This is a genomic window from Streptomyces cyanogenus, assembly GCF_017526105.1.
In the GTDB taxonomy this organism is placed as follows: domain Bacteria; phylum Actinomycetota; class Actinomycetes; order Streptomycetales; family Streptomycetaceae; genus Streptomyces; species Streptomyces cyanogenus.
Genome location: NZ_CP071839.1, coordinates 7,424,124 through 7,444,079 on the forward strand (window position 1 = coordinate 7,424,124; position 19,956 = coordinate 7,444,079).

18 protein-coding genes are annotated in these 19,956 nt (G+C 71.4%); 17 read left to right on the forward strand and 1 reads right to left on the reverse strand.

Annotated features, from left to right (window positions below; all coding sequences use genetic code 11):
• From S1361_RS33280 to S1361_RS33350, 16 genes are all read left to right on the forward strand, one after another.
• A complete protein-coding gene (locus tag S1361_RS33280; protein ID WP_208036878.1) occupies nt 1-873 on the forward strand; it encodes a glycosyltransferase family 2 protein in 873 nt (290 codons plus the stop codon).
• A gap of 79 nt (nt 874-952) precedes the next feature.
• Nucleotides 953-1,882, forward strand: coding sequence for an ABC transporter permease (locus S1361_RS33285; protein WP_208035579.1), 930 nt, complete (start codon nt 953-955; stop codon nt 1,880-1,882).
• Nucleotides 1,875-2,675 (forward strand): ABC transporter ATP-binding protein, encoded by an 801-nt coding sequence (locus S1361_RS33290; RefSeq protein WP_208035580.1) that lies wholly within the window; start codon nt 1,875-1,877, stop codon nt 2,673-2,675. The genes S1361_RS33285 and S1361_RS33290 overlap by 8 nt, the downstream gene beginning before the upstream one ends.
• Nucleotides 2,676-3,035: 360 nt before the next feature.
• The gene (gene hpnC, locus S1361_RS33295) at nt 3,036-3,932 is read left to right on the forward strand and encodes a squalene synthase HpnC (RefSeq protein ID WP_208035581.1); all 897 of its coding nucleotides are present in this window, start codon (nt 3,036-3,038) and stop codon (nt 3,930-3,932) included.
• Complete coding sequence (hpnD, locus tag S1361_RS33300; RefSeq protein ID WP_208035582.1) at nt 3,929-4,891, forward strand: presqualene diphosphate synthase HpnD; 963 nt, start codon at nt 3,929-3,931, stop codon at nt 4,889-4,891. The genes hpnC and hpnD overlap by 4 nt, the downstream gene beginning before the upstream one ends.
• Before the next feature lie 38 nt (nt 4,892-4,929).
• Entirely contained in the window at nt 4,930-5,160 is a 231-nt protein-coding gene (locus S1361_RS40425) for a DUF6380 family protein (protein ID WP_425087700.1), read from the forward strand.
• Entirely contained in the window at nt 5,157-6,584 is a 1,428-nt protein-coding gene (hpnE, locus tag S1361_RS33305; RefSeq protein WP_208035583.1) for a hydroxysqualene dehydroxylase HpnE, read from the forward strand. The genes S1361_RS40425 and hpnE overlap by 4 nt, the downstream gene beginning before the upstream one ends.
• On the forward strand, nt 6,584-7,717 hold the full coding sequence (locus S1361_RS33310; RefSeq protein ID WP_208035584.1) for a polyprenyl synthetase family protein: 1,134 nt from the start codon (nt 6,584-6,586) through the stop codon (nt 7,715-7,717). Before hpnE ends, S1361_RS33310 begins: the two co-directional genes overlap by 1 nt.
• Nucleotides 7,718-7,834: 117 nt before the next feature.
• Nucleotides 7,835-9,859 (forward strand): squalene--hopene cyclase, encoded by a 2,025-nt coding sequence (gene shc / locus S1361_RS33315; protein ID WP_208035585.1) that lies wholly within the window; start codon nt 7,835-7,837, stop codon nt 9,857-9,859.
• A gap of 1 nt (nt 9,860) precedes the next feature.
• Nucleotides 9,861-10,502 carry a phosphorylase family protein gene (locus tag S1361_RS33320; RefSeq protein WP_208035586.1) on the forward strand — a complete coding sequence of 214 codons (642 nt, stop codon included), beginning with the start codon at nt 9,861-9,863 and terminating at the stop codon, nt 10,500-10,502.
• Between the two features lie 5 nt (nt 10,503-10,507).
• Nucleotides 10,508-11,530, forward strand: a complete 1,023-nt coding sequence (gene hpnH, locus S1361_RS33325) for an adenosyl-hopene transferase HpnH (RefSeq protein WP_208035587.1) — start codon at nt 10,508-10,510, stop codon at nt 11,528-11,530.
• Between the two features lie 4 nt (nt 11,531-11,534).
• Nucleotides 11,535-12,668 carry a flavodoxin-dependent (E)-4-hydroxy-3-methylbut-2-enyl-diphosphate synthase gene (gene ispG / locus S1361_RS33330; protein WP_208035588.1) on the forward strand — a complete coding sequence of 378 codons (1,134 nt, stop codon included), beginning with the start codon at nt 11,535-11,537 and terminating at the stop codon, nt 12,666-12,668.
• Between the two features lie 31 nt (nt 12,669-12,699).
• Nucleotides 12,700-14,598: a 1-deoxy-D-xylulose-5-phosphate synthase gene (gene dxs, locus S1361_RS33335; protein ID WP_208035589.1), complete on the forward strand. Its 1,899-nt coding sequence runs from the start codon at nt 12,700-12,702 to the stop codon at nt 14,596-14,598.
• Nucleotides 14,595-15,980, forward strand: coding sequence for an aspartate aminotransferase family protein (locus S1361_RS33340; RefSeq protein ID WP_208035590.1), 1,386 nt, complete (start codon nt 14,595-14,597; stop codon nt 15,978-15,980). Before dxs ends, S1361_RS33340 begins: the two co-directional genes overlap by 4 nt.
• A gap of 80 nt (nt 15,981-16,060) precedes the next feature.
• Nucleotides 16,061-16,690, forward strand: coding sequence for a helix-turn-helix domain-containing protein (locus S1361_RS33345; protein ID WP_208035591.1), 630 nt, complete (start codon nt 16,061-16,063; stop codon nt 16,688-16,690).
• Nucleotides 16,687-16,809 carry a DUF6126 family protein gene (locus S1361_RS33350; RefSeq protein WP_208035592.1) on the forward strand — a complete coding sequence of 41 codons (123 nt, stop codon included), beginning with the start codon at nt 16,687-16,689 and terminating at the stop codon, nt 16,807-16,809. The genes S1361_RS33345 and S1361_RS33350 overlap by 4 nt, the downstream gene beginning before the upstream one ends.
• Before the next feature lie 14 nt (nt 16,810-16,823).
• Here the strand turns inward: S1361_RS33350 and S1361_RS33355 are convergent, their stop codons facing one another.
• The gene (locus tag S1361_RS33355; RefSeq protein WP_208035593.1) at nt 16,824-17,621 is read right to left on the reverse strand and encodes a tyrosine-protein phosphatase; all 798 of its coding nucleotides are present in this window, start codon (nt 17,619-17,621) and stop codon (nt 16,824-16,826) included.
• Nucleotides 17,622-17,792: 171 nt separating this feature from the next.
• Here S1361_RS33355 and S1361_RS33360 point away from each other — a divergent pair, with 171 nt between their 5' ends.
• Complete coding sequence (locus S1361_RS33360) at nt 17,793-19,865, forward strand: alpha-galactosidase (RefSeq protein WP_208035594.1); 2,073 nt, start codon at nt 17,793-17,795, stop codon at nt 19,863-19,865.
• Nucleotides 19,866-19,956 lie beyond the last annotated feature (91 nt).

Genomic DNA, 19,956 nt, shown 5'->3' on the forward strand with positions numbered 1-19,956 from the left:
ATGAAGGTCGGCGCCGTCATCATCACCATGGGAAACCGGCCCGAGGAGCTGCGGGCCCTGCTGGACTCCGTCGCCAAGCAGGACGGCGACCCGGTGGAGGTGGTCGTCGTCGGCAACGGCTCGCCCGTCCCGGACGTCCCCGAGGGCGTACGGACGGTGGAGCTGCCCGAGAACCTCGGCATCCCCGGCGGCCGCAACGTCGGCATAGAGGCCTTCGGGCCCGGCGGCCGCAACGTCGACATATTGCTCTTCCTCGACGACGACGGCCTGCTCGCCCGGCACGACACCGCCGAGCTGTGCCGGGAGGCCTTCGCGGCCGACCCGGAGCTCGGCATCATCAGCTTCCGCATCGCCGACCCCGACACCGGCGAGACGCAGCGCCGGCACGTACCGAGGCTGCGCGCCTCCGACCCGATGCGCTCCTCCCGGGTCACCACCTTCCTCGGCGGCGCCAACGCCGTCCGCACCCGCGTCTTCGCCGAGGTCGGCGGGCTCCCGGACGAGTTCTTCTACGCGCACGAGGAGACCGACCTGGCCTGGCGCGCCCTCGACGCCGGCTGGATGATCGACTACCGGTCCGACATGGTGCTGTACCACCCGACGACCGCGCCCTCGCGGCACGCGGTCTACCACCGCATGGTCGCCCGCAACCGCGTCTGGCTCGCCCGCCGCAACCTGCCCGCCCTCCTGGTCCCGGTCTACCTGGGGGTCTGGCTGCTGCTCACGCTGCTCCGCCGCCCCTCGGGGCCGGCCCTGAAGGCATGGTTCGGCGGCTTCCGGGAAGGCTGGACCACGCCCTGCGGCCCGCGCCGCCCGATGCGCTGGCGTACGGTGTGGCGACTCACCCGACTGGGCCGTCCCCCGGTCATCTGACAAGCTCGTCCCTGTGCGCCGGCGCGCCCGTGCGCACGGCAGGACGAACGCGAACCCGAAGACGAAAGTTTCCACACCTGTGAGTGAGACCACGCACGACGGCACGGTCACGGTGACCGCGGCCCCGTCGCCCGACGAGGGACTGACGGCGGCCGAGCTCGCCGAAAAGTACGGGCTCTCCGTGAGCGGCGCCCGGCCCTCGCTCGTGGAGTACGTCCGTCAGCTCTGGGGCCGCCGCCACTTCGTCCTCGCCTTCTCCCAGGCGAAGCTGACCGCGCAGTACAGCCAGGCCAAGCTCGGCCAGCTCTGGCAGGTGGCCACGCCGCTGCTGAACGCGGCCGTGTACTTCTTCATCTTCGGGCTGATCCTGCACGCGAGCCGCGGCATGTCCCGGGACGTGTACATCCCGTTCCTGGTGACCGGCGTCTTCGTGTTCACCTTCACCCAGAGCTCGGTGATGTCCGGCGTCCGCGCGATCTCCGGCAACCTCGGCCTGGTGCGCGCCCTGCACTTCCCGCGCGCCGCGCTGCCCGTCTCCTTCTCGCTCCAGCAGCTCCAGCAGCTGCTGTTCTCGATGATCGTGCTGTTCGTCGTGGCGATCGGCTTCGGCAGCTACCCCAGCCCGTCCTGGCTGCTGATCGTGCCGGTGCTGGTGCTGCAGTTCCTGTTCAACACCGGCCTCGCGCTGATCGTGGCCCGCATGGGTGCCAAGACGCCGGACCTCGCGCAGCTGATGCCGTTCGTCCTGCGCACCTGGATGTACGCGTCCGGCGTGATGTTCTCCATCCCGGTCATGCTGCAGGACAAGCCGCAGTGGATCGCGACGGTGCTGCAGTGGAACCCGGCGGCCATCTACATGGACCTGATGCGCTTCGCCCTGATCGACGGCTACGGTGCCGAGAACCTGCCCGCCCACGTCTGGGCCGCGGCCGGCGGCTGGGCCGTGCTCTTCGCCGTGGGCGGGTTCGTGTACTTCTGGAAGGCGGAGGAGAGGTACGGCCGTGGCTGAGCAGAACGCCGGGCAGGACGCGCAGGAGCGTCGCCCCACCGTCATCGCGGACGACCTGCACATCGTCTACCGGGTCAACGGCGCCAAGACCGGCAAGGGCAGCGCGACGGCGGCCCTGAGCCGGATCCTCAGGCGGGGCTCGGACGACGCGGCGCGCGGGGTGCGCAAGGTGCACGCCGTGCGCGGTGTGTCCTTCGTCGCCTACCGCGGCGAGGCCATCGGTCTGATCGGCTCCAACGGCTCCGGCAAGTCCACGCTGCTGCGCGCCATCGCCGGCCTGCTGCCCGCGGAGAAGGGCAAGGTCTACACCGACGGCCAGCCCTCCCTGCTGGGTGTCAACGCGGCCCTGATGAACGACCTCACGGGCGAGCGGAACATCATCCTGGGCGGTCTCGCCATGGGCATGTCGCGCGAGCAGATCAAGGAGCGCTACCAGGACATCGTCGACTTCTCGGGGATCAACGAGAAGGGCGACTTCATCACCCTGCCGATGCGCACGTACTCCTCCGGCATGGCGGCGCGCCTGCGCTTCTCCATCGCCGCCGCCAAGGACCACGACGTCCTCATGATCGACGAGGCGCTGGCCACCGGCGACCGCAAGTTCCAGAAGCGCTCCGAGGAGCGCATCCGGGAACTGCGCAAGGAGGCCGGAACGGTTTTCCTGGTCAGCCACAACAACAAGTCCATCCGCGACACCTGCAACCGCGTGCTGTGGCTGGAACGCGGTGAACTGCGCATGGACGGACCCACCGACGAGGTCCTGAAGGAGTACGAGAAGTTCACGGGCAAGTGACGCGTTTCGGCCAGGGCCCCGCCGGGACTTCTCCGGCGGGGCCCTGCGTCTGCAAAGGAAGCGTCAACTCGGCCTGGCGTAAGGAATCTTGGAGCCAATCGGTGTGTTGTTGTGATGTGCAGGACACCCCGACGGTCCGTGCCGCGTTGTACAACGTAAGCTGTACCGGTGCCGGAAACCGGCAAGTGGGGCGATAATGCGCGACACCCTGCGGCGGGACGACCCCGCGCGGTGCGGGGCGGCGTGTCCGAAATAGTGTGTATTGGGTCGGCAGTGTAGAACGGGAGATGTGACGGCAATGGCTACGGAAACTCCCCTGCTCAGCGCAGCATGTGCCGTCCCAGCCCCGGGCAGCGCCCGATGACGGCCACCGGCACGGCGCCAGACCTGGAACGCGCCACTCTGGACAAGGCCGCGGGCGAGAACTTCCCCGTGGCTCCCTTCTTCCTGCCCAGGGCCTGGCGCGAGGACCTCATGGCCGTCTACGGCTTCGCCCGCCTCGTGGACGACATCGGCGACGGCGACCTCGCCCCCGGCGGCGCCGACGCCCGGCTGCTCGGCCTGTCGCCCGCCGCTGCCGCGGACCGGCCGGCCCTCCTCGACGCCTTCGAGACCGACCTGCGCCGCGTCTTCGGCGGCACCCCGCGCCACCCGCTGCTGCGCCGCCTGCAGCACACCGTCCGCCGCCGCGCCCTCACCCCCGAGCCGTTCCTCGGGCTGGTCGCCGCCAACCGCCAGGACCAGCTCGTCACCCGCTACGAGACCTACGACGACCTCCTCGCCTACTGCGAACTGTCCGCCAACCCCGTCGGCCGCCTCGTCCTCGCCGTCACCGGCACCTCGACCCCCGAGCGGATCCGGCTGTCCGACGCGATCTGCACGGCGCTGCAGATCGTGGAGCACCTCCAGGACGTCGCCGAGGACCTCGGCCGCGACCGGATCTACCTCCCCGCCGAGGACATGAAGCGCTTCCACGTCCAGGAAGCGGACCTCGCCGCGAAAACCGCGAGCGCATCGGTGCGCGCCCTGGTTGCATACGAGGCGCAACGTGCCCGCGATCTGCTGGATGAAGGCGCCCCCCTGGTGGGTAGCGTCCACGGAAGGCTGAAGCTGCTGCTCGCGGGGTTCGTGGCGGGGGGAAGGGCGGCGATCCGGGCGATCGCCGCCGCCGAATACGACGTACTTCCCGGCCCGCCCAGACCCGGCAAGGTCCGGTTGCTGCGCGAGGCGGGCGCGATCCTGCGAGGAGAGGGGTGATCCGGACCGTGGAGTCTCCGCCGCACGTGTCCGCGCCGGTACTCGCCGCCTACAGCTACTGCGAGGCCGTGACCGGGCAGCAGGCCCGCAACTTCGCGTACGGCATCCGGCTGCTGCCGACGGCCAAGCGCCGCGCCATGTCGGCGCTGTACGCGTTCTCCCGGCGCGTGGACGACATCGGCGACGGCGACCTGGCCGGCGAGGTGAAGCTGGCGCGCCTGGAGGACACCCGGGCGCTGCTCGCCCGGATCCGCGAGGGCGAGGTGGAGGAGGACGACACCGACCCGGTGGCCGTCGCCCTCAGCCACGCCGCGGACGCCTTCCCGATCCCGCTCGGCGGCCTCGACGAGCTGATCGACGGCGTCCAGATGGACGTGCGCGGGGAGACCTACGAGACCTGGGACGACCTGAAGGTGTACTGCCGGTGTGTCGCCGGTGCCATCGGACGCCTCTCGCTCGGCGTCTTCGGCACCGAACCGGGCGCCCGCGGCGCCGAGCGCGCGGCCGAGTACGCCGACACCCTGGGCCTCGCCCTGCAGCTCACCAACATCCTGCGCGACGTCCGCGAGGACGCGGCGGGCGGCCGTACCTACCTGCCCGCCGACGACCTCGCCAAGTTCGGCTGCTCGGCCGGGTTCGACGGGCCGACCCCGCCGGAGGGCTCCGACTTCGCCGGCCTCGTCCACTTCGAAGTGCGCCGCGCCCGCGCCCTGTTCGCCGAGGGCTACCGGCTGCTGCCCATGCTCGACCGGCGCAGCGGCGCCTGCGTGGCCGCGATGGCCGGCATCTACCGCCGGCTGCTGGACCGCATCGAGCGCGACCCCGAGGCCGTGCTCCGCGGCCGGGTCTCGCTGCCCGGCCACGAGAAGGCCTACGTCGCCGTGCGCGGCCTGTCCGGGCTCGACACCCGGCACGTGACCCGCCACGTCTCCCGGCGTTCCGTCCGGAGGCGCGCCTGATGCAGCGCACCGCACCAGAGCCGGCCGGACCGGACGGCATGCGACAGGCAACCCTCCCCTGCGGCGTGGCGTCCCTGACTGCGACGGCGGAGCGTGCACCCTTCACTCTCTACGCCGAGCAGGTCCGGAGCGCCCCGAAGGGGCGCGGGGCGGTATCCGGCATGCGGCTCCCGCCGCGTGGGGACGACCAGCCACGACGGGCCGGCAGACGACCGACGGCCCATCACGGTGCCGCCCGCGCAGCGCTCGCACGGAAGGACGCACGATGAGCGACGGGTCATCCCCCGCACCGGCGCGGGCCGGCACCCCGCGCACGGCAGGCCGCAGCGCGGTCGTGGTCGGCGGCGGCCTCGCCGGGATCACCGCGGCGCTCGCCCTCGCCGACGCAGGCGTCCGGGTCACCCTGCTCGAAGGCAGGCCCAGGCTGGGCGGCCTCGCCTTCTCCTTCCAGCGCGGCGAACTGACCGTCGACAACGGCCAGCACGTGTACCTGCGCTGCTGCACCGCATACCGCTGGTTCCTCGACCGGATCGAGGGTGCGGCGCTGGCACCGCTGCAGGACCACCTGGACGTGCCCGTCGTCGACGTCGCCAAGCCCGAGGGGCGGCGGCTCGGCAGGCTGCGGCGCGACCCGCTGCCCGTGCCCCTCCACCTGGGGCGCAGCCTGGCCGCCTATCCGCACCTCTCGCTCGCCGAGCGCGCGGCCGTCGGGCGTGCCGCGCTCGCGCTGAAGGGGCTCGACCTCGCCGATCCGGCCCTGGACACCCAGGACTTCGGCAGCTGGCTGGCCGCGCACGGCCAGTCGGCACGCGCCGTCGAGGCCCTGTGGGACCTGGTCGGCGTCGCCACCCTCAACGCGGTCGCGGGCGACGCCTCGCTGGGGCTCGCCGCGATGGTGTTCAAGACCGGTCTGCTGTCCGACCCGGGAGCGGCCGACATCGGCTGGGCCCGCGTCCCGCTGGGCGAACTGCACGACCGGCTGGCCCGCAAGGCGCTCGACTCCGCGGGCGTGCGTACCGAGGTCCGTACACGCGTCACCTCCGTCTCCTTCAACGAGAACGGGACGTGGAGCGTTCAGGTTCCCGGCGAGAACCTCGACACCGACGCGGTCGTCCTCGCCGTGCCCCAGCGCGAGGCCCACGACCTGCTGCCGCCCGGCGCCCTGGACGCGCCCGAGCGGCTGCTGGAGATCGGCACCGCGCCGATCCTGAACATCCATGTGCTCTACGACCGCAAGGTGCTCGCACGGCCCTTCTTCGCCGCCCTCGGCACCCCCGTCCAGTGGGTCTTCGACCGCACGGACGCCTCCGGGCTCGGCTCGGGACAGTACCTGGCGCTGTCCCAGTCGGCCGCGCAGGACGAGATCGACACACCGGTCGCCGAGCTGCGCGAGCGCTACCTGCCCGAGCTGGAACGGCTCATCCCGGGTACGCGCGCTGCCGCCGTACTGGATTTCTTCGTGACCCGGGAGCGCACGGCCACGTTCGCCCCCGCCCCCGGCGTCGGGCGGCTGCGGCCCGGCGCCCGCACCAAGGCCCCCGGCCTGTACCTGGCCGGAGCGTGGACCGCCACCGGGTGGCCCGCGACCATGGAGAGTGCGGTCCGCAGCGGAGTGAGCGCGGCCGACGCCGCCCTCAGCGCCCTGGGCCGGCCCCGCCCCCGTCACCTCTTCGAGTTCGAGGAGGCGGCCTGATGTCCGATCAGCAGGCGGCACGCCCCCGCACCCCCGGCACCGCAACAAGAGGAGAGACTGTGCCCACTGTGCCCCCGGCCTCGACGCCCGCTCCACGGGCCGCGGTGGACGTCACCGCGCTGCTGGAGCGCGGCCGGACCCTGGCCACACCGGTGCTGCGCGCGGCCGTCGACCGCCTGGCGCCCCCCATGGACACCGTCGCCGCCTACCACTTCGGCTGGATCGACGCCGCCGGCAACCCCGCCGACGGCGACGGCGGCAAGGCCGTCCGCCCCGCGCTCGCCGTGCTCTCCGCCGAGGTCACCGGCGCCGCACCCGAGGTGGGCGTCCCCGGCGCGGTCGCCGTCGAACTCGTGCACAACTTCTCGCTGCTGCACGACGACCTGATGGACGGCGACGAGCAGCGCCGGCACCGCGACACCGTCTGGAAGGTGCACGGCCCCGCCCAGGCCATCCTGGTCGGCGACGCCCTGTTCGCCCTCGCGGGCGAGGTCCTGCTGGAGCTCGGCACCGTCGAGGCCGGCCGCGCCACCCGCCGCCTGACCACCGCCACCCGCGCCCTGATCGACGGTCAGGCCCAGGACATCTCCTACGAGCACCGCGACCGGGTCAGCGTCGAGGAGTGCCTGGAGATGGAGGGCAACAAGACCGGCGCCCTGCTCGCCTGCGCCTCCTCCATCGGCGCGGTCCTCGGCGGCGCGGACGACGCCACCGCCGACGCGCTGGAACGGTACGGCTACCACCTCGGCCTCGCCTTCCAGGCCGTGGACGACCTGCTCGGCATCTGGGGCGACCCGGAGGCCACCGGCAAGCAGACCTGGAGCGACCTGCGCCAGCGCAAGAAGTCCCTGCCGGTGGTGGCGGCGCTCGCGGCCGGCGGCCCCGCCTCCGAGCAGCTCGGCGAGATCCTCGCCGCCGACGCCAAGAGCAGCGACTTCCAGAACTTCTCCGAGGAGGAGTTCGCGGCCCGCGCCGCGCTCATCGAGGAGGCCGGCGGCCGCGAGTGGACGGCCGGGGAAGCGCGCCGTCAGCACACCGTCGCCATCGAAGCCCTCGACGCCGTCGACATGCCCGACCGGGTGCGGGACTCCTTCACGGCGCTCGCCGACTTCGTCGTCGTACGAAAGCGATGATCACGATTGGCTTGATAAGCCTCGCGTAGTCGCCGGCCGGTGCCCGAAGGGTTCAGGACACCGGCCGACGGCGGACCCACAGCAGCACGACTCGCACGACTGCACGAAGGGGAAGCCATGACAGCGACGACCGACGGAAGCACCGGGGCGACCTTGCCGTCCCGCGCTGCCGCGGCCAGCGACACCACACTCATCACCCCCGAGACGGCCGGGGTACAAGAAGCCGCCGCACGCGCCGCCCGGCGCGCCACCGACTACCTGCTCGCCAGGCAGGACGCCCAGGGCTGGTGGAAGGGCGACCTGGAGACCAACGTCACCATGGACGCCGAGGACCTGCTGCTCCGTCAGTTCCTGGGCATCCTGGAGGAGGACACCGCGCAGGCCGCCGCGAAGTTCATCCGCGGCGAGCAGCGCGAGGACGGCACCTGGGCCACCTTCTACGGCGGACCCGGCGAACTGTCCACCACCGTCGAGGCGTACGTCGCCCTGCGCCTGGCCGGCGACGCGCCCGACGACCCGCACATGGCGAAGGCCTCCGCCTGGATCCGCGAGCGCGGGGGCATCGCGGCCGCCCGGGTCTTCACCCGGATCTGGCTCGCCCTGTTCGGCTGGTGGAAGTGGGAGGACCTGCCCGAACTCCCCCCGGAGCTGATCTACTTCCCCACCTGGTTCCCGCTGAACATCTACAACTTCGGGTGCTGGGCACGGCAGACCATCGTCCCGCTCACCATCGTCTCCGCCAAGCGCCCGGTGCGCCCGGCCCCCTTCGCCCTGGACGAGCTGCACACCGACCCGGCCAACCCGAACCCGCCGCAGCCGCTCGCCCCCGTGGCCAGCTGGGACGGCCTCTTCCAGCGGCTCGACAAGGTGGTCCGCGGCTACCGCAGGTTCGCCGTGCGCAGGCTCCGCAGGGCCGCGATGAACTCGGCGGCCCGCTGGATCATCGAACGGCAGGAGAACGACGGCTGCTGGGGCGGCATCCAGCCCCCGGCCGTGTACTCGGTCATCGCCCTGCACCTGCTCGGCTACGACCTCGAGCACCCGGTGCTGCGCGAGGGCCTCGCCTCGCTCGACCGTTTCGCCGTCTGGCGCGAGGACGGCGCCCGGATGATCGAGGCCTGCCAGTCCCCGGTCTGGGACACCTGCCTGGCCACCATCGCCCTCGTCGACGCCGGGCTTCCCGTCGACCATCCGCAACTGGTCAAGGCGGCCGACTGGATGCTCGGCGAGGAGATCGTCCGGCCCGGTGACTGGGCCGTACGCCGCCCGCACCTCCCGCCGGGCGGCTGGGCGTTCGAGTTCCACAACGACAACTACCCGGACATCGACGACACCGCCGAGGTCGCCCTCGCGCTGCGCCGGGTCCGGCACCACGACCCGGAGCGCGTGGACAGGGCCATCGGGCGGGCGGTGCGCTGGAACCTCGGCATGCAGTCGAAGAACGGCGCCTGGGGCGCCTTCGACGTGGACAACACCAGCCCGTTCCCCAACCGGCTGCCGTTCTGCGACTTCGGCGAGGTCATCGACCCGCCGTCGGCCGACGTCACCGCGCACGTCGTGGAGATGCTCGCCGCCGAGGGCCTGGCCCAGGACCCGCGCACCCGGCGTGGCATCGACTGGCTGCTCGCCGAGCAGGAGCCCGACGGTTCGTGGTTCGGCCGCTGGGGCGTCAACTACGTCTACGGCACCGGGTCCGTGGTGCCCGCCCTCACGGCAGCCGGTCTGCCCGGCACGCATCCGGCGATCCGGCGGGCCGTTGCCTGGCTGGAGAGCGTCCAGAACGACGACGGCGGCTGGGGCGAGGACCTGCGCTCCTACAAGTACGCCAAGGAGTGGAGCGGCCGGGGCGCCTCCACCGCCTCGCAGACCGCGTGGGCGCTGATGGCGCTGCTCGCGGCGGGGGAGAGGGAGTCCAAGGCCGTCGAGCGCGGCGTCCAGTGGCTGGCCGGGACCCAGCGGGAGGACGGCACCTGGGACGAGCCGTACTTCACCGGCACCGGCTTCCCCTGGGACTTCTCCATCAACTACCACCTGTACCGCCAGGTGTTCCCGCTCACCGCGCTCGGCCGGTACCTGCACGGCGATCCCTTCGAGCGCGACCTGCTCACCAGGAAGCCGCTGTCCGGGGCCAAGGTGAGCTGAGGTGAACAACCAGCCCGCCCCGGCACCGCTGCTGATCGCCTGCGCGCTCGGCATCGAGCACCTCGCCCTGCGCACCGGCGACCACAGCGGTGCCGGCGGGCCGGTGACCTTCGTCCGCACGGGCATGGGCCCCCGTGCGGCGGAACGCTCCGTCACCCGGCACCTGGCCGGCCAGGCGGCGGCCGACACGGCCGTGCTGGCCACCGGCTTCTGTGCCGGACTCGCCCCCGGTATGCACCCCGGCGACCTGGTCGTCGCCGAGGAGACCCGGGACCCGCGCGGGACCGTCCCGTGCGTGGGCACCGAACTGCTGGTCAAGGAACTCGTGCGCCTGCTGCCCGGACGCACGGTCCACACCGGCCCGCTCACCGGCTCCGACCACGTCGTCCGGGGACCCGAGCGGTCCGATCTGCTCGCCACCGGCGCGATCGCGGTCGACATGGAGTCGGCGGCCACGCTGCTGGCCGCCGTCCGCACGGGCGAACGCCCGGTCGCGGCCGTCCGGGTGGTCGTGGACGCTCCCGAACACGAACTCGTCCGGATCGGCACGGTACGCGGTGGAATATCCGCCTTCCGCGTTCTTCGTTCCATCCTTCCTGCTTTTTTCGAATGGCACCGTTCTTTGCTGCTCCCCCGGAGGTGAGCCAGATGGCCATGCCGTTGCGTCAGTCCATCAAGGTCGCTACGTACCTGGCTGAACAGAAGCTCCGCAGGCGGGACAAGTTTCCGCTCATTGTCGAGCTGGAACCGCTGTTCGCCTGCAATCTGAAGTGCGAGGGCTGCGGCAAGATCCAGCACCCGGCCGGTGTGCTCAAGCAGCGCATGCCGGTCGCCCAGGCGGTGGGTGCGGTGCTGGAGTCCGGTGCGCCGATGGTCTCCATCGCCGGCGGCGAGCCGCTGATGCACCCTCAGATCGACGAGATCGTGCGGCAGTTGGTGGCGAAGCGGAAGTACGTCTTCCTGTGCACCAACGCGATGCTGCTGCGCAAGAAGATGGACCAGTTCACCCCCTCGCCCTACTTCGCCTTCGCCGTGCACATCGACGGCCTGCGTGAACGGCACGACGAGTCCGTTGCGAAGGAAGGCGTGTTCGACGAGGCGGTGGAGGCCATCAAGGAGGCCAAGCGGCGCGGCTTCCGGGTGACCACCAACTCCACCTTCTTCAACACCGACACCCCGCAGACCATCATCGAGGTGCTCAACTTCCTCAACGACGACCTCAAGGTCGACGAGATGATGATCTCGCCCGCCTACGCCTACGAGAAGGCCCCCGACCAGGAGCACTTCCTCGGCGTCGAGCAGACCCGCGAACTGTTCAAGAAGGCCTTCGCGGGCGGCAACCGCAGGAAGTGGCGGCTCAACCACTCCCCGCTCTTCCTGGACTTCCTGGAGGGCAAGGTCGACTTCCCGTGCACCGCGTGGGCGATCCCGAACTACTCGCTCTTCGGCTGGCAGCGCCCCTGCTACCTGATGAGCGACGGGTACGTGCCGACGTACCGCGAACTCATCGAGAAGACCGACTGGGACAAGTACGGCCGCGGCAAGGACCCGCGCTGCGCCAACTGCATGGCGCACTGCGGCTACGAGCCCACCGCCGTCCTGGCCACCATGGGCTCCCTGAAGGAGTCGCTGCGGGCGATGCGCGAGACCGTCTCCGGAAACCGGGAGTGAGGCGATGACCGCCGTCCCCTTGGGCGTTCCCGAGGTACCGGGCCGTCCGGTCGCGCCGCGGCGCCTGTCGCGGCAGGTCCAGGTCGGGCCGGTGGCGGTCGGGGGCGGAGCCCCGGTGTCGGTGCAGTCGATGACGACGACCCGTACGTCCGACATCGGCGCCACCCTCCAGCAGATCGCGGAACTCACCGCGTCCGGCTGCCAGATCGTCCGCGTCGCCTGCCCCACGCAGGACGACGCGGACGCCCTCGCGACCATCGCCCGCAAGTCGCAGATCCCGGTGATCGCGGACATCCACTTCCAGCCCAAGTACGTGTTCGCGGCCATCGAGGCCGGCTGCGCCGCGGTCCGTGTGAACCCCGGCAACATCAAGAAGTTCGACGACCAGGTGGAGGAGATCGCGCGGGCCGCCAGGGACCACGGCACGCCGGTCCGGATCGGCGTCAACGCCGGCTCCCTGGACCGGCGCCTGCTCCAGAAGTACGGCAAGGCGACCCCCGAGGCCCTCGTCGAATCGGCCCTCTGGGAGGCGTCCCTCTTCGAGGAGCACGACTTCCACGACATCAAGATCTCGGTCAAGCACAACGACCCCGTCGTCATGATCGAGGCCTACCGCCAGCTCGCCGAGCAGTGCGACTACCCCCTGCACCTGGGGGTCACCGAGGCCGGCCCGGCGTTCCAGGGCACGATCAAGTCGGCCGTCGCCTTCGGGGCGTTGCTCTCGCGCGGCATCGGGGACACCATCCGGGTCTCCCTGAGCGCACCGCCCGCCGAGGAGGTCAAAGTCGGCATCCAGATCCTGGAGGCGCTGGGGCTCAGGCAGCGGCGGCTGGAGATCGTCTCCTGCCCGTCCTGCGGCCGGGCCCAGGTGGACGTGTACAAGCTCGCCGAGGAGGTCACCGCTGGTCTGGACGGCATGGAAGTGCCGCTCAGGGTCGCGGTGATGGGGTGCGTGGTCAACGGTCCGGGGGAGGCCCGGGAGGCCGACCTCGGGGTTGCCTCGGGCAACGGCAAGGGGCAGATCTTCGTCAAGGGCGAGGTCGTCAAGACCGTCCCCGAGTCGAAGATCGTGGAGACCCTCATCGAGGAGGCCATGAAGCTCGCCGAGCGGACGAGCCCCGCAGACCAAGTGAGTTGAGGCAAGGCACGGACCGAGAGGGGGCCCGAGCGTGACCATTCTGGAGAACATCCGGGGACCACGCGACCTGAAGGCGCTGTCCGAGGCGGAACTCGGTGAACTGTCCGAGGAGATACGTGAGTTCCTGGTGCACGCGGTGTCGAGGACCGGCGGTCACCTCGGGCCCAACCTGGGCGTGGTGGAACTGTCCATCGCGCTCCACCGGGTCTTCGAGTCACCGGTCGACCGCATCCTGTGGGACACCGGCCACCAGAGCTATGTCCACAAGCTGCTGACCGGACGTCAGGACTTCTCGAAGCTGCGCGGCAAGGGCGGGCTGTCCGGCTACCCCTCGCGCGAGGAGTCCGAGCACGACGTCATCGAGAACAGCCACGCCTCCACCGCGCTGGGCTGGGCCGACGGCCTCGCCAAGGCCCACCAGGTGCTGGGGGAGAAGGGCCACGTGGTCGCGGTCATCGGCGACGGCGCGCTGACCGGCGGCATGGCCTGGGAGGCGCTCAACAACATCGCCGCGGCCAGGGACCGGCCGCTGATCATCGTCGTCAACGACAACGAACGCTCCTACGCCCCCACCATCGGCGGACTCGCCAACCACCTGGCGACCCTGCGCACCACCGACGGCTACGAGAAGGTCCTCGCCTGGGGCAAGGAGGTGCTCCAGCGCACCCCGGTCGTCGGCACCACCCTGTACGAGTCCCTGCACGGCGCGAAGAAGGGCTTCAAGGACGCCTTCGCCCCGCAGGGCATGTTCGAGGACCTGGGCCTGAAGTACCTCGGTCCGATCGACGGCCACGACATCCAGGCCGTCGAGTCCGCGCTGCGCCGCGCGAAACGTTTCCACGGCCCCGTCCTGGTGCACTGCCTCACCGAGAAGGGCCGCGGCTACGAGCCCGCCCTCGCGCACGAGGAGGACCACTTCCACACCGTCGGCGTGATGGACCCGCTGACCTGCGAGCCGCTCGCCCCGTCCAACGGACCCTCCTGGACCTCGGTGTTCGGCGAGGAGATGGTACGGATCGGGGAGGAGCGCGAGGACGTCGTGGCGATCACGGCGGCCATGCTGCATCCGGTGGGTCTCGCCGGATTCGCCGAACGCTTCCCGGACCGGGTGTGGGACGTCGGGATCGCCGAGCAGCACGCGGCCGTCTCCGCGGCCGGTCTCGCCACCGGCGGGCTGCACCCGGTCGTCGCCGTCTACGCCACCTTCCTCAACCGGGCCTTCGACCAGCTGCTCATGGACGTCGCCCTGCACCGCTGCGGGGTCACCTTCGTCCTGGACCGGGCCGGCGTGACCGGCACCGACGGACCCTCGCACAACGGCATGTGGGACATGTCCGTCCTCCAGGTCGTCCCGGGCCTGCGGATCGCCGCGCCGCGCGACGCCGGCCAGCTGCGCGCCCAGCTGCGCGAGGCGGTCGCCGTGGACGACGCCCCCACCCTGGTGCGCTTCCCGAAGGAGTCCGTCGGCCCGAGCGTCCCGGCTCTCGACCGGCTCGGCGGCATGGACGTGCTGCACCGCGCCGGCCGCCCCGAGGTGCTGCTGGTGGCGGTCGGCGTGATGGCCTCCGTGTGCCTCCAGGCCGCCGAGCTGCTTGAGGCCCGCGGCATCGGCTGCACCGTGGTGGACCCGCGCTGGGTGAAGCCGGTCGACCCCGCGCTGCCGGGACTCGCGGCCGAGCACCGCCTGGTGGCCGTGGTCGAGGACAACAGCCGGTCCGCGGGCGTCGGTTCGGCGGTGGCGCTGGCTCTGGGAGACGCCGACGTGGACGTGCCGGTACGGCGGTTCGGGATCCCGGAGCAGTTCCTCGCGCACGCCAAACGCAGCGAGGTGCTGGCCGACATCGGCCTCACGCCGGTGGAGATCGCCGGGCGGATCAGTGGCAGTCTGGCCGTCGGGGACGTGGGCGGCACCGTCAAGGAGAGTGAATGACCAGCGAGTTCGACCTCGGCGCCCTGCTCGCCGAGCGCGGAGCCGAACGCTACGAGCTGCACGCGAAGCACCTCAACCCGCAGCTGCCGCGGATGCTGCACACCATCGGCTTCGACAAGGTCTACGAGCGCGCCGAGGGCGCCCACTTCTTCGACGCGGAGGGCAACGACTACCTGGACATGCTCGCCGGGTTCGGGGTGATGGGCCTGGGCCGCCACCACCCGGTCGTCCGCAAGGCGCTGCACGACGTCCTGGACCTGGACCTCGCCGACCTCACCCGCTTCGACTGCCAGCCGCTGCCCGGCCTGCTCGCCGAGCGGCTGCTGACCCACAGCCCGCACCTGGACCGGGTGTTCTTCGGCAACAGCGGCACCGAGGCGGTCGAGACGGCCCTGAAGTTCGCCCGGTACGCCACCGGCAGGCCACGCGTCCTCTACTGCGACCACGCCTTCCACGGTCTGACCACCGGCTCCCTGTCGGTCAACGGCGAGCGCGGCTTCCGCGACGGGTTCGCCCCGCTGCTGCCCGACACCGCCGTGCCGCTCGGCGATCTCGACGCCCTGGCCCGGGAGTTGAAGAAGGGCGACGTCGCCGCGCTGATCGTGGAGCCGATCCAGGGCAAGGGCGTGCACGAGGCGCCGCCCGGCTATCTGCGGGCCGCGCAGGAGCTGCTGCACCGGCACAAGGCGCTGCTCATCGCCGACGAGGTGCAGACCGGCCTCGGCCGCACCGGCGACTTCTACGCCTACCAGCACGAGGACGGTGTCGAACCCGACCTGGTGTGCGTGGCCAAGGCCCTGTCCGGCGGCTATGTGCCCGTCGGCGCCACCCTGGGCAAAGAGTGGATCTTCAAGAAGGTCTACTCGTCCATGGACCGGGTGCTGGTGCACTCGGCGAGCTTCGGCTCCAACGCCCAGGCGATGGCGTGCGGGCTCGCCGTGCTGTCGGTCATGGAGAACGAGCAGATCGTGGCCGGCGTGCGCCGGACGGGCGAGCTGCTGAAGTCCCGGCTCACCGCGCTGATCGACACGTACGAGCTGCTCGCCGACGTCCGCGGCCGGGGCCTGATGATCGGCATCGAGTTCGGCAAGCCGTCCTCGCTGAAGCTGCGCAGCCGCTGGACCATGCTGCAGGCGGCCCGCAAGGGCCTGTTCGCGCAGATGGTCGTCGTACCGCTGCTGCAGAAGCACCGGATCCTCACCCAGGTCTCCGGCGACCACCTGGAGGTGATCAAGCTCATCCCGCCGCTGGTCGTCGACGAGACGGACGTGGAGCGCTTCGTGGAGGCCTTCACCGCCGTGATGGACGACGCGCACAGCGGCGGCGGCCTGATGTGGGACTTCGGCAAGACCCTGATCAAGCAGGCGGTGGCCAACCGCTGACCGCGGCGGCGGGACTGGGGAATCTTTGCCTGTGAGGCAAGAAAATTGCCCCACGGGCAAGGCTGCGGCTCAATGGAGACATGAACGCCTCAGACGCCGCGCCGGCGCCGGGCCCAGCCCCGGACGACGGCCTGTCCGCCGTCGCGCCGCAGCTGCGCTCCCTGCGCCGGCGCGCCGGTCTCACACTGGAGGCCGCGGCCCGCGCCGCCGGGCTCTCGCCGGCCCATCTGTCCCGCCTGGAGACCGGACACCGCCAGCCGTCGCTGCCGATGCTCCTCGCGCTCGCCCGTATCTACGGTACGACCGTCTCCGAGCTGCTCGGCGAGACGGTCGCCGACCGGGACGCGATCGTGCGGGCCGCCGACATGGAGCCGACCCGGGCGGGCGGCTGGACGTACGTCCAGGCCGGCGCGCCCGGCCGCGGCATGCAGGCCCTGCGGGTGCGGGTGCCGTACGGCTCGCAGGGCGACATCGTGCGCGTCCACCCCGGCGAGGAGTGGCTCTACGTCCTCACCGGGCGGCTGCGGCTGCGGCTCGGCGACACCGCGCACCTGCTCGGACCCGGTGACAGCGCGCACTTCGACTCGCTCACCCCGCACCGCCTCGCCGCCGAGGACCACGACGGCGTGGAGCTGCTGTTCGTCCACACCCTGCTGCAGAGCCCCACGGCCACGCTGTGTCTGGGCGCGCCGACCGGAGAGCTGCCATGAGCGACTTCGAGGAGAAGTTCCCCCGTTCCCTGTGGATCCGGCTGATCATCTACATCGCCCTCGGGCACGTCCTGGCCGCCTTCCTCTACCTGCTGTTCGCGGTGGGCGGCAAGGGCTGATCCCGGTACCCGGGTCAGTGCAGCAGGCGCTCGCGCAGCCGGTCGCGGGACTCGGCCGAGAAGCCCAGGCCCCGCGCCAGGTACGTGTCCACGTCGCCCCAGGTCTGCTCGATGCTCGTGAAGGCCGCCTCCAGGTACTCGGCGCGGGCGTCGAATAGCGGGTCGAGCAGCTCCATCACCTCCGGGGTGTACGCGGTGTCGGCGCTGCCGCTGCGGCGGACCTTGTAGCGCCGGTGCCCGGCGGCCGACTCCAGGTAGTCGGCGAGGATCGCGTCCCGCTCCACCCCCACGGCGAGCAGCGTCACCGCCACGGAGATGCCCGCGCGGTCCTTGCCGGCCGCACAGTGCATCAGCGCGGGCACGCTGTCGTCGGCGAGCGCGTGCAGCACACGGGAGTGCTCGGCCGTGCGCTCGGTGACGATCTTCCGGTAGGAGGCGATCATCCGCGCCGCGCCCTTGCCGTCGTCCAGGATCGCGCGCAGCTGGTCGAGGTCGCCCTCGCGGACCATCTTCCAGAACGCGGCGCCGTCCGCCGGGTCGCTCAGCGGCAGGTTCACGTACCGCACGCCGGGCAGCTCGACGTCGGGGCCCTCCAGCTTCTGGTCGGCCGCGTTGCGGAAGTCGAAGACCGTGTGCAGGCCCAGGGAGGCGAGGAAGGCCGCGTCCTCCTGCGTCGCGTGCGCGAGATGGCCGCTGCGGAAGAGGACCCCGTGACGCACCCGCCGTCCGTCCACGGTCGGCAGCCCGCCCACATCGCGGAAATTGCGCACTCCGGCCAGCTCCGGCTCGGTCGACGGGACCTGCTGCGTCACGGGGGCTCCTCCCGGTCGGTCGCCGCCGTCGCGGCTCGTCGGCGGGCGCTCAGTCGACCATACGGCATCGATTTCCTCAGGCAATGAGTTGTCCACAGGCATTGCCAGTGGGGTGCGCGCACCTGATGATGTTTGCACTTGCGCGGATCTGTTGGCACTTGTGAGGTCTCGATGGTGGACATCGCCGAAAACGGTCGTACCTGGCTCCTGTCGGGCCCCAACAGCAGTTATGCGCTGCATCTCACCGACGCGGACGAGCTGCTGCACCTCCACTGGGGGCCGCGGATCGCGCTCGTCGACGCCGAGGCGCTCGCGGTGCGCTCGCTGCCCGGCTACTGGCCCTTCGAGTCCCCGCTCGACGGCCGCGAGGAATACCCCGTCGAGGGCGGACCCCGCTTCGTCCGCCCCGCCCTGTCCGTCCGGACCGAGGAGCGGCGCGGCACCGAGTGGCGGTTCGTGTCGTACGGCACGGAGGGCGACGAACTGCGGCTGCGCTTCGACGACGACGGCGTGGGGATCACGCTGCACTACCGGATGCGCGGCGACGTGGTCGAGCGCTGGGTGACCGTCGTGAACGGCGGCCACACGCGCGTGGAGCTGCTGCGGGCCGACGCGGCCACCTGGACGCTGCCCGACCGCGAGGGCTGGCGGCTGTCCCAGCTGCACGGCCGCTGGGCCGCCGAGTCCCGGCTCACCGCCGCCCCCCTCACCTACGGCGAGAAGGTCATCGGCAGTCGCCGCGGTCACACCGGCCACCAGCACCTGCCCTGGGTCGCCCTCGACACCGACGCCACCGAGGAGCGCGGCGAGGTCTACGGCTGCGCGCTCGGCTGGTCCGGCTCCTGGCGCATCGCGGTCGCCCAACTCCCTGACGCGCGCGTGCAGATCACCGGCGGTGCCGGCCACGACGACTCGGGCCTGCTGCTCCTCGCGCCCGGGGAGTCGTACACCAGCCCGGTCTTCGCGGGCCTGTGGAGCGACGGCGGCTTCGGCGGCGCGAGCCGCGCCTGGCACGCCTACCAGCGCGCCTACGTCATCCCGGACGCCGACCGGGACCGGCCCGTGCTGTTCAACTCCTGGGAGGCCACCTTCTTCGACATCTCCGAGGAGCAGCAGCTCGCGCTCGCCCGCCGGGCCGCCGAGATCGGCATCGAGCTGTTCGTCGTCGACGACGGCTGGTTCGGCGCCCGCACCAGCGACCGCGCGGGCCTCGGCGACTGGACGCCCAATCCCGACCGCTTCCCGCACGGCCTCAAGCCCCTCGCCGACCAGGTGCACGGCCTGGGCATGCGGTTCGGCATCTGGGTCGAGCCCGAGATGGTCAACCCCGACAGCGACCTGTACCGCGCCCACCCCGACTGGGTGCAGTACCAACCGGGACGTAAGCGGACGGAACTGCGCAACCAGCTCGTTCTCAACCTCGCACGCGAGGACGTGCAGGAGTACCTGTGGGAGCGGCTGCACACCCTGCTGTCCAGCGCCCCGATCGACTATGTGAAGTGGGACTTCAACCGCTGCTTCACCGACGCCGGCTGGCCCGGGGAGCCGTACCCGCAGCGCCTGTGGGTGGACCACGTCCGCGCCCTGTACGCCCTGCTGGACCGGCTGCGGGCGGCCCATCCGGGGGTCGCCTTCGAATCCTGCTCGGGCGGCGGCGGCCGGATCGACCTCGGCGTGCTCGGCCGCACCGACCAGGTGTGGACCTCCGACAACACCGACCCGCTGGACCGGCTCGCCATCCAGCACGGGTTCACCCAGATCCATCCCGCGCGCGTGATGGCGGCCTGGGTCACCGACAGCCCCAACACCCAGCTCAACGGGCGGGTCAGCTCACTGCGGTTCCGGTTCGTCAGTGCCATGGCGGGCGTGCTCGGGGTGGGCGGAGACCTGACGGAGTGGAGCGCGCAGGAGCTGGCCGAGGCCCGGCGGTGGGCGGAGCTGTACAAGGAGATCCGCCCGGTCGTACAGCACGGCGAGCTGTACCGGCTGCGTCCCCCGGCGGGCGGCCTGGGTGCCGTGCAGTACCTCCGGGGCGAGGAGACCGTCGTCCTCGCCTGGCTCCAGGCGCAGCACCACGGCGAGCCGGTCCCGGCGGTGCGGCTGCGCGGGCTCGACCCGACAGCTTCGTACGAATGCCGTGAAACGGGCGAAGTGCATCGAGGTGCCGTGCTGCTGCACCACGGGCTGCACACCGCACTGAAGGGCGACTTGGACGCGACGGTCATCCGACTGCGCCGCATCTGAGCTATCTGTCCGAATCGATACGTTCATTCCAAGTCGGTATGTAATAAGGGGGCCTGGGGCGTCTGCGTGAGGAGCGTCATATCCGTGACCG

Excerpts from the sequence above, each read along its gene's own strand:
- S1361_RS33310 (WP_208035584.1), top strand. The coding sequence starts at position 6,584 with ATGTCCGATCAGCAGGCGGCACGCCCCCGCACCCCCGGCACCGCAACA.
- S1361_RS33350 (WP_208035592.1), top strand. The coding sequence starts at position 16,687 with ATGAGCGACTTCGAGGAGAAGTTCCCCCGTTCCCTGTGGATCCGGCTG.
- ispG (WP_208035588.1), top strand. The coding sequence starts at position 11,535 with ATGACCGCCGTCCCCTTGGGCGTTCCCGAGGTACCGGGCCGTCCGGTC.
- shc (WP_208035585.1), top strand. The coding sequence starts at position 7,835 with ATGACAGCGACGACCGACGGAAGCACCGGGGCGACCTTGCCGTCCCGC.
- S1361_RS33360 (WP_208035594.1), top strand. The coding sequence starts at position 17,793 with ATGGTGGACATCGCCGAAAACGGTCGTACCTGGCTCCTGTCGGGCCCC.
- S1361_RS33340 (WP_208035590.1), top strand. The coding sequence starts at position 14,595 with ATGACCAGCGAGTTCGACCTCGGCGCCCTGCTCGCCGAGCGCGGAGCC.
- hpnE (WP_208035583.1), top strand. The coding sequence starts at position 5,157 with ATGAGCGACGGGTCATCCCCCGCACCGGCGCGGGCCGGCACCCCGCGC.
- hpnH (WP_208035587.1), top strand. The coding sequence starts at position 10,508 with ATGGCCATGCCGTTGCGTCAGTCCATCAAGGTCGCTACGTACCTGGCT.
- hpnC (WP_208035581.1), top strand. The coding sequence starts at position 3,036 with ATGACGGCCACCGGCACGGCGCCAGACCTGGAACGCGCCACTCTGGAC.
- S1361_RS40425 (WP_425087700.1), top strand. The coding sequence starts at position 4,930 with ATGCGACAGGCAACCCTCCCCTGCGGCGTGGCGTCCCTGACTGCGACG.
- S1361_RS33280 (WP_208036878.1), top strand. The coding sequence starts at position 1 with ATGAAGGTCGGCGCCGTCATCATCACCATGGGAAACCGGCCCGAGGAG.
- S1361_RS33345 (WP_208035591.1), top strand. The coding sequence starts at position 16,061 with ATGAACGCCTCAGACGCCGCGCCGGCGCCGGGCCCAGCCCCGGACGAC.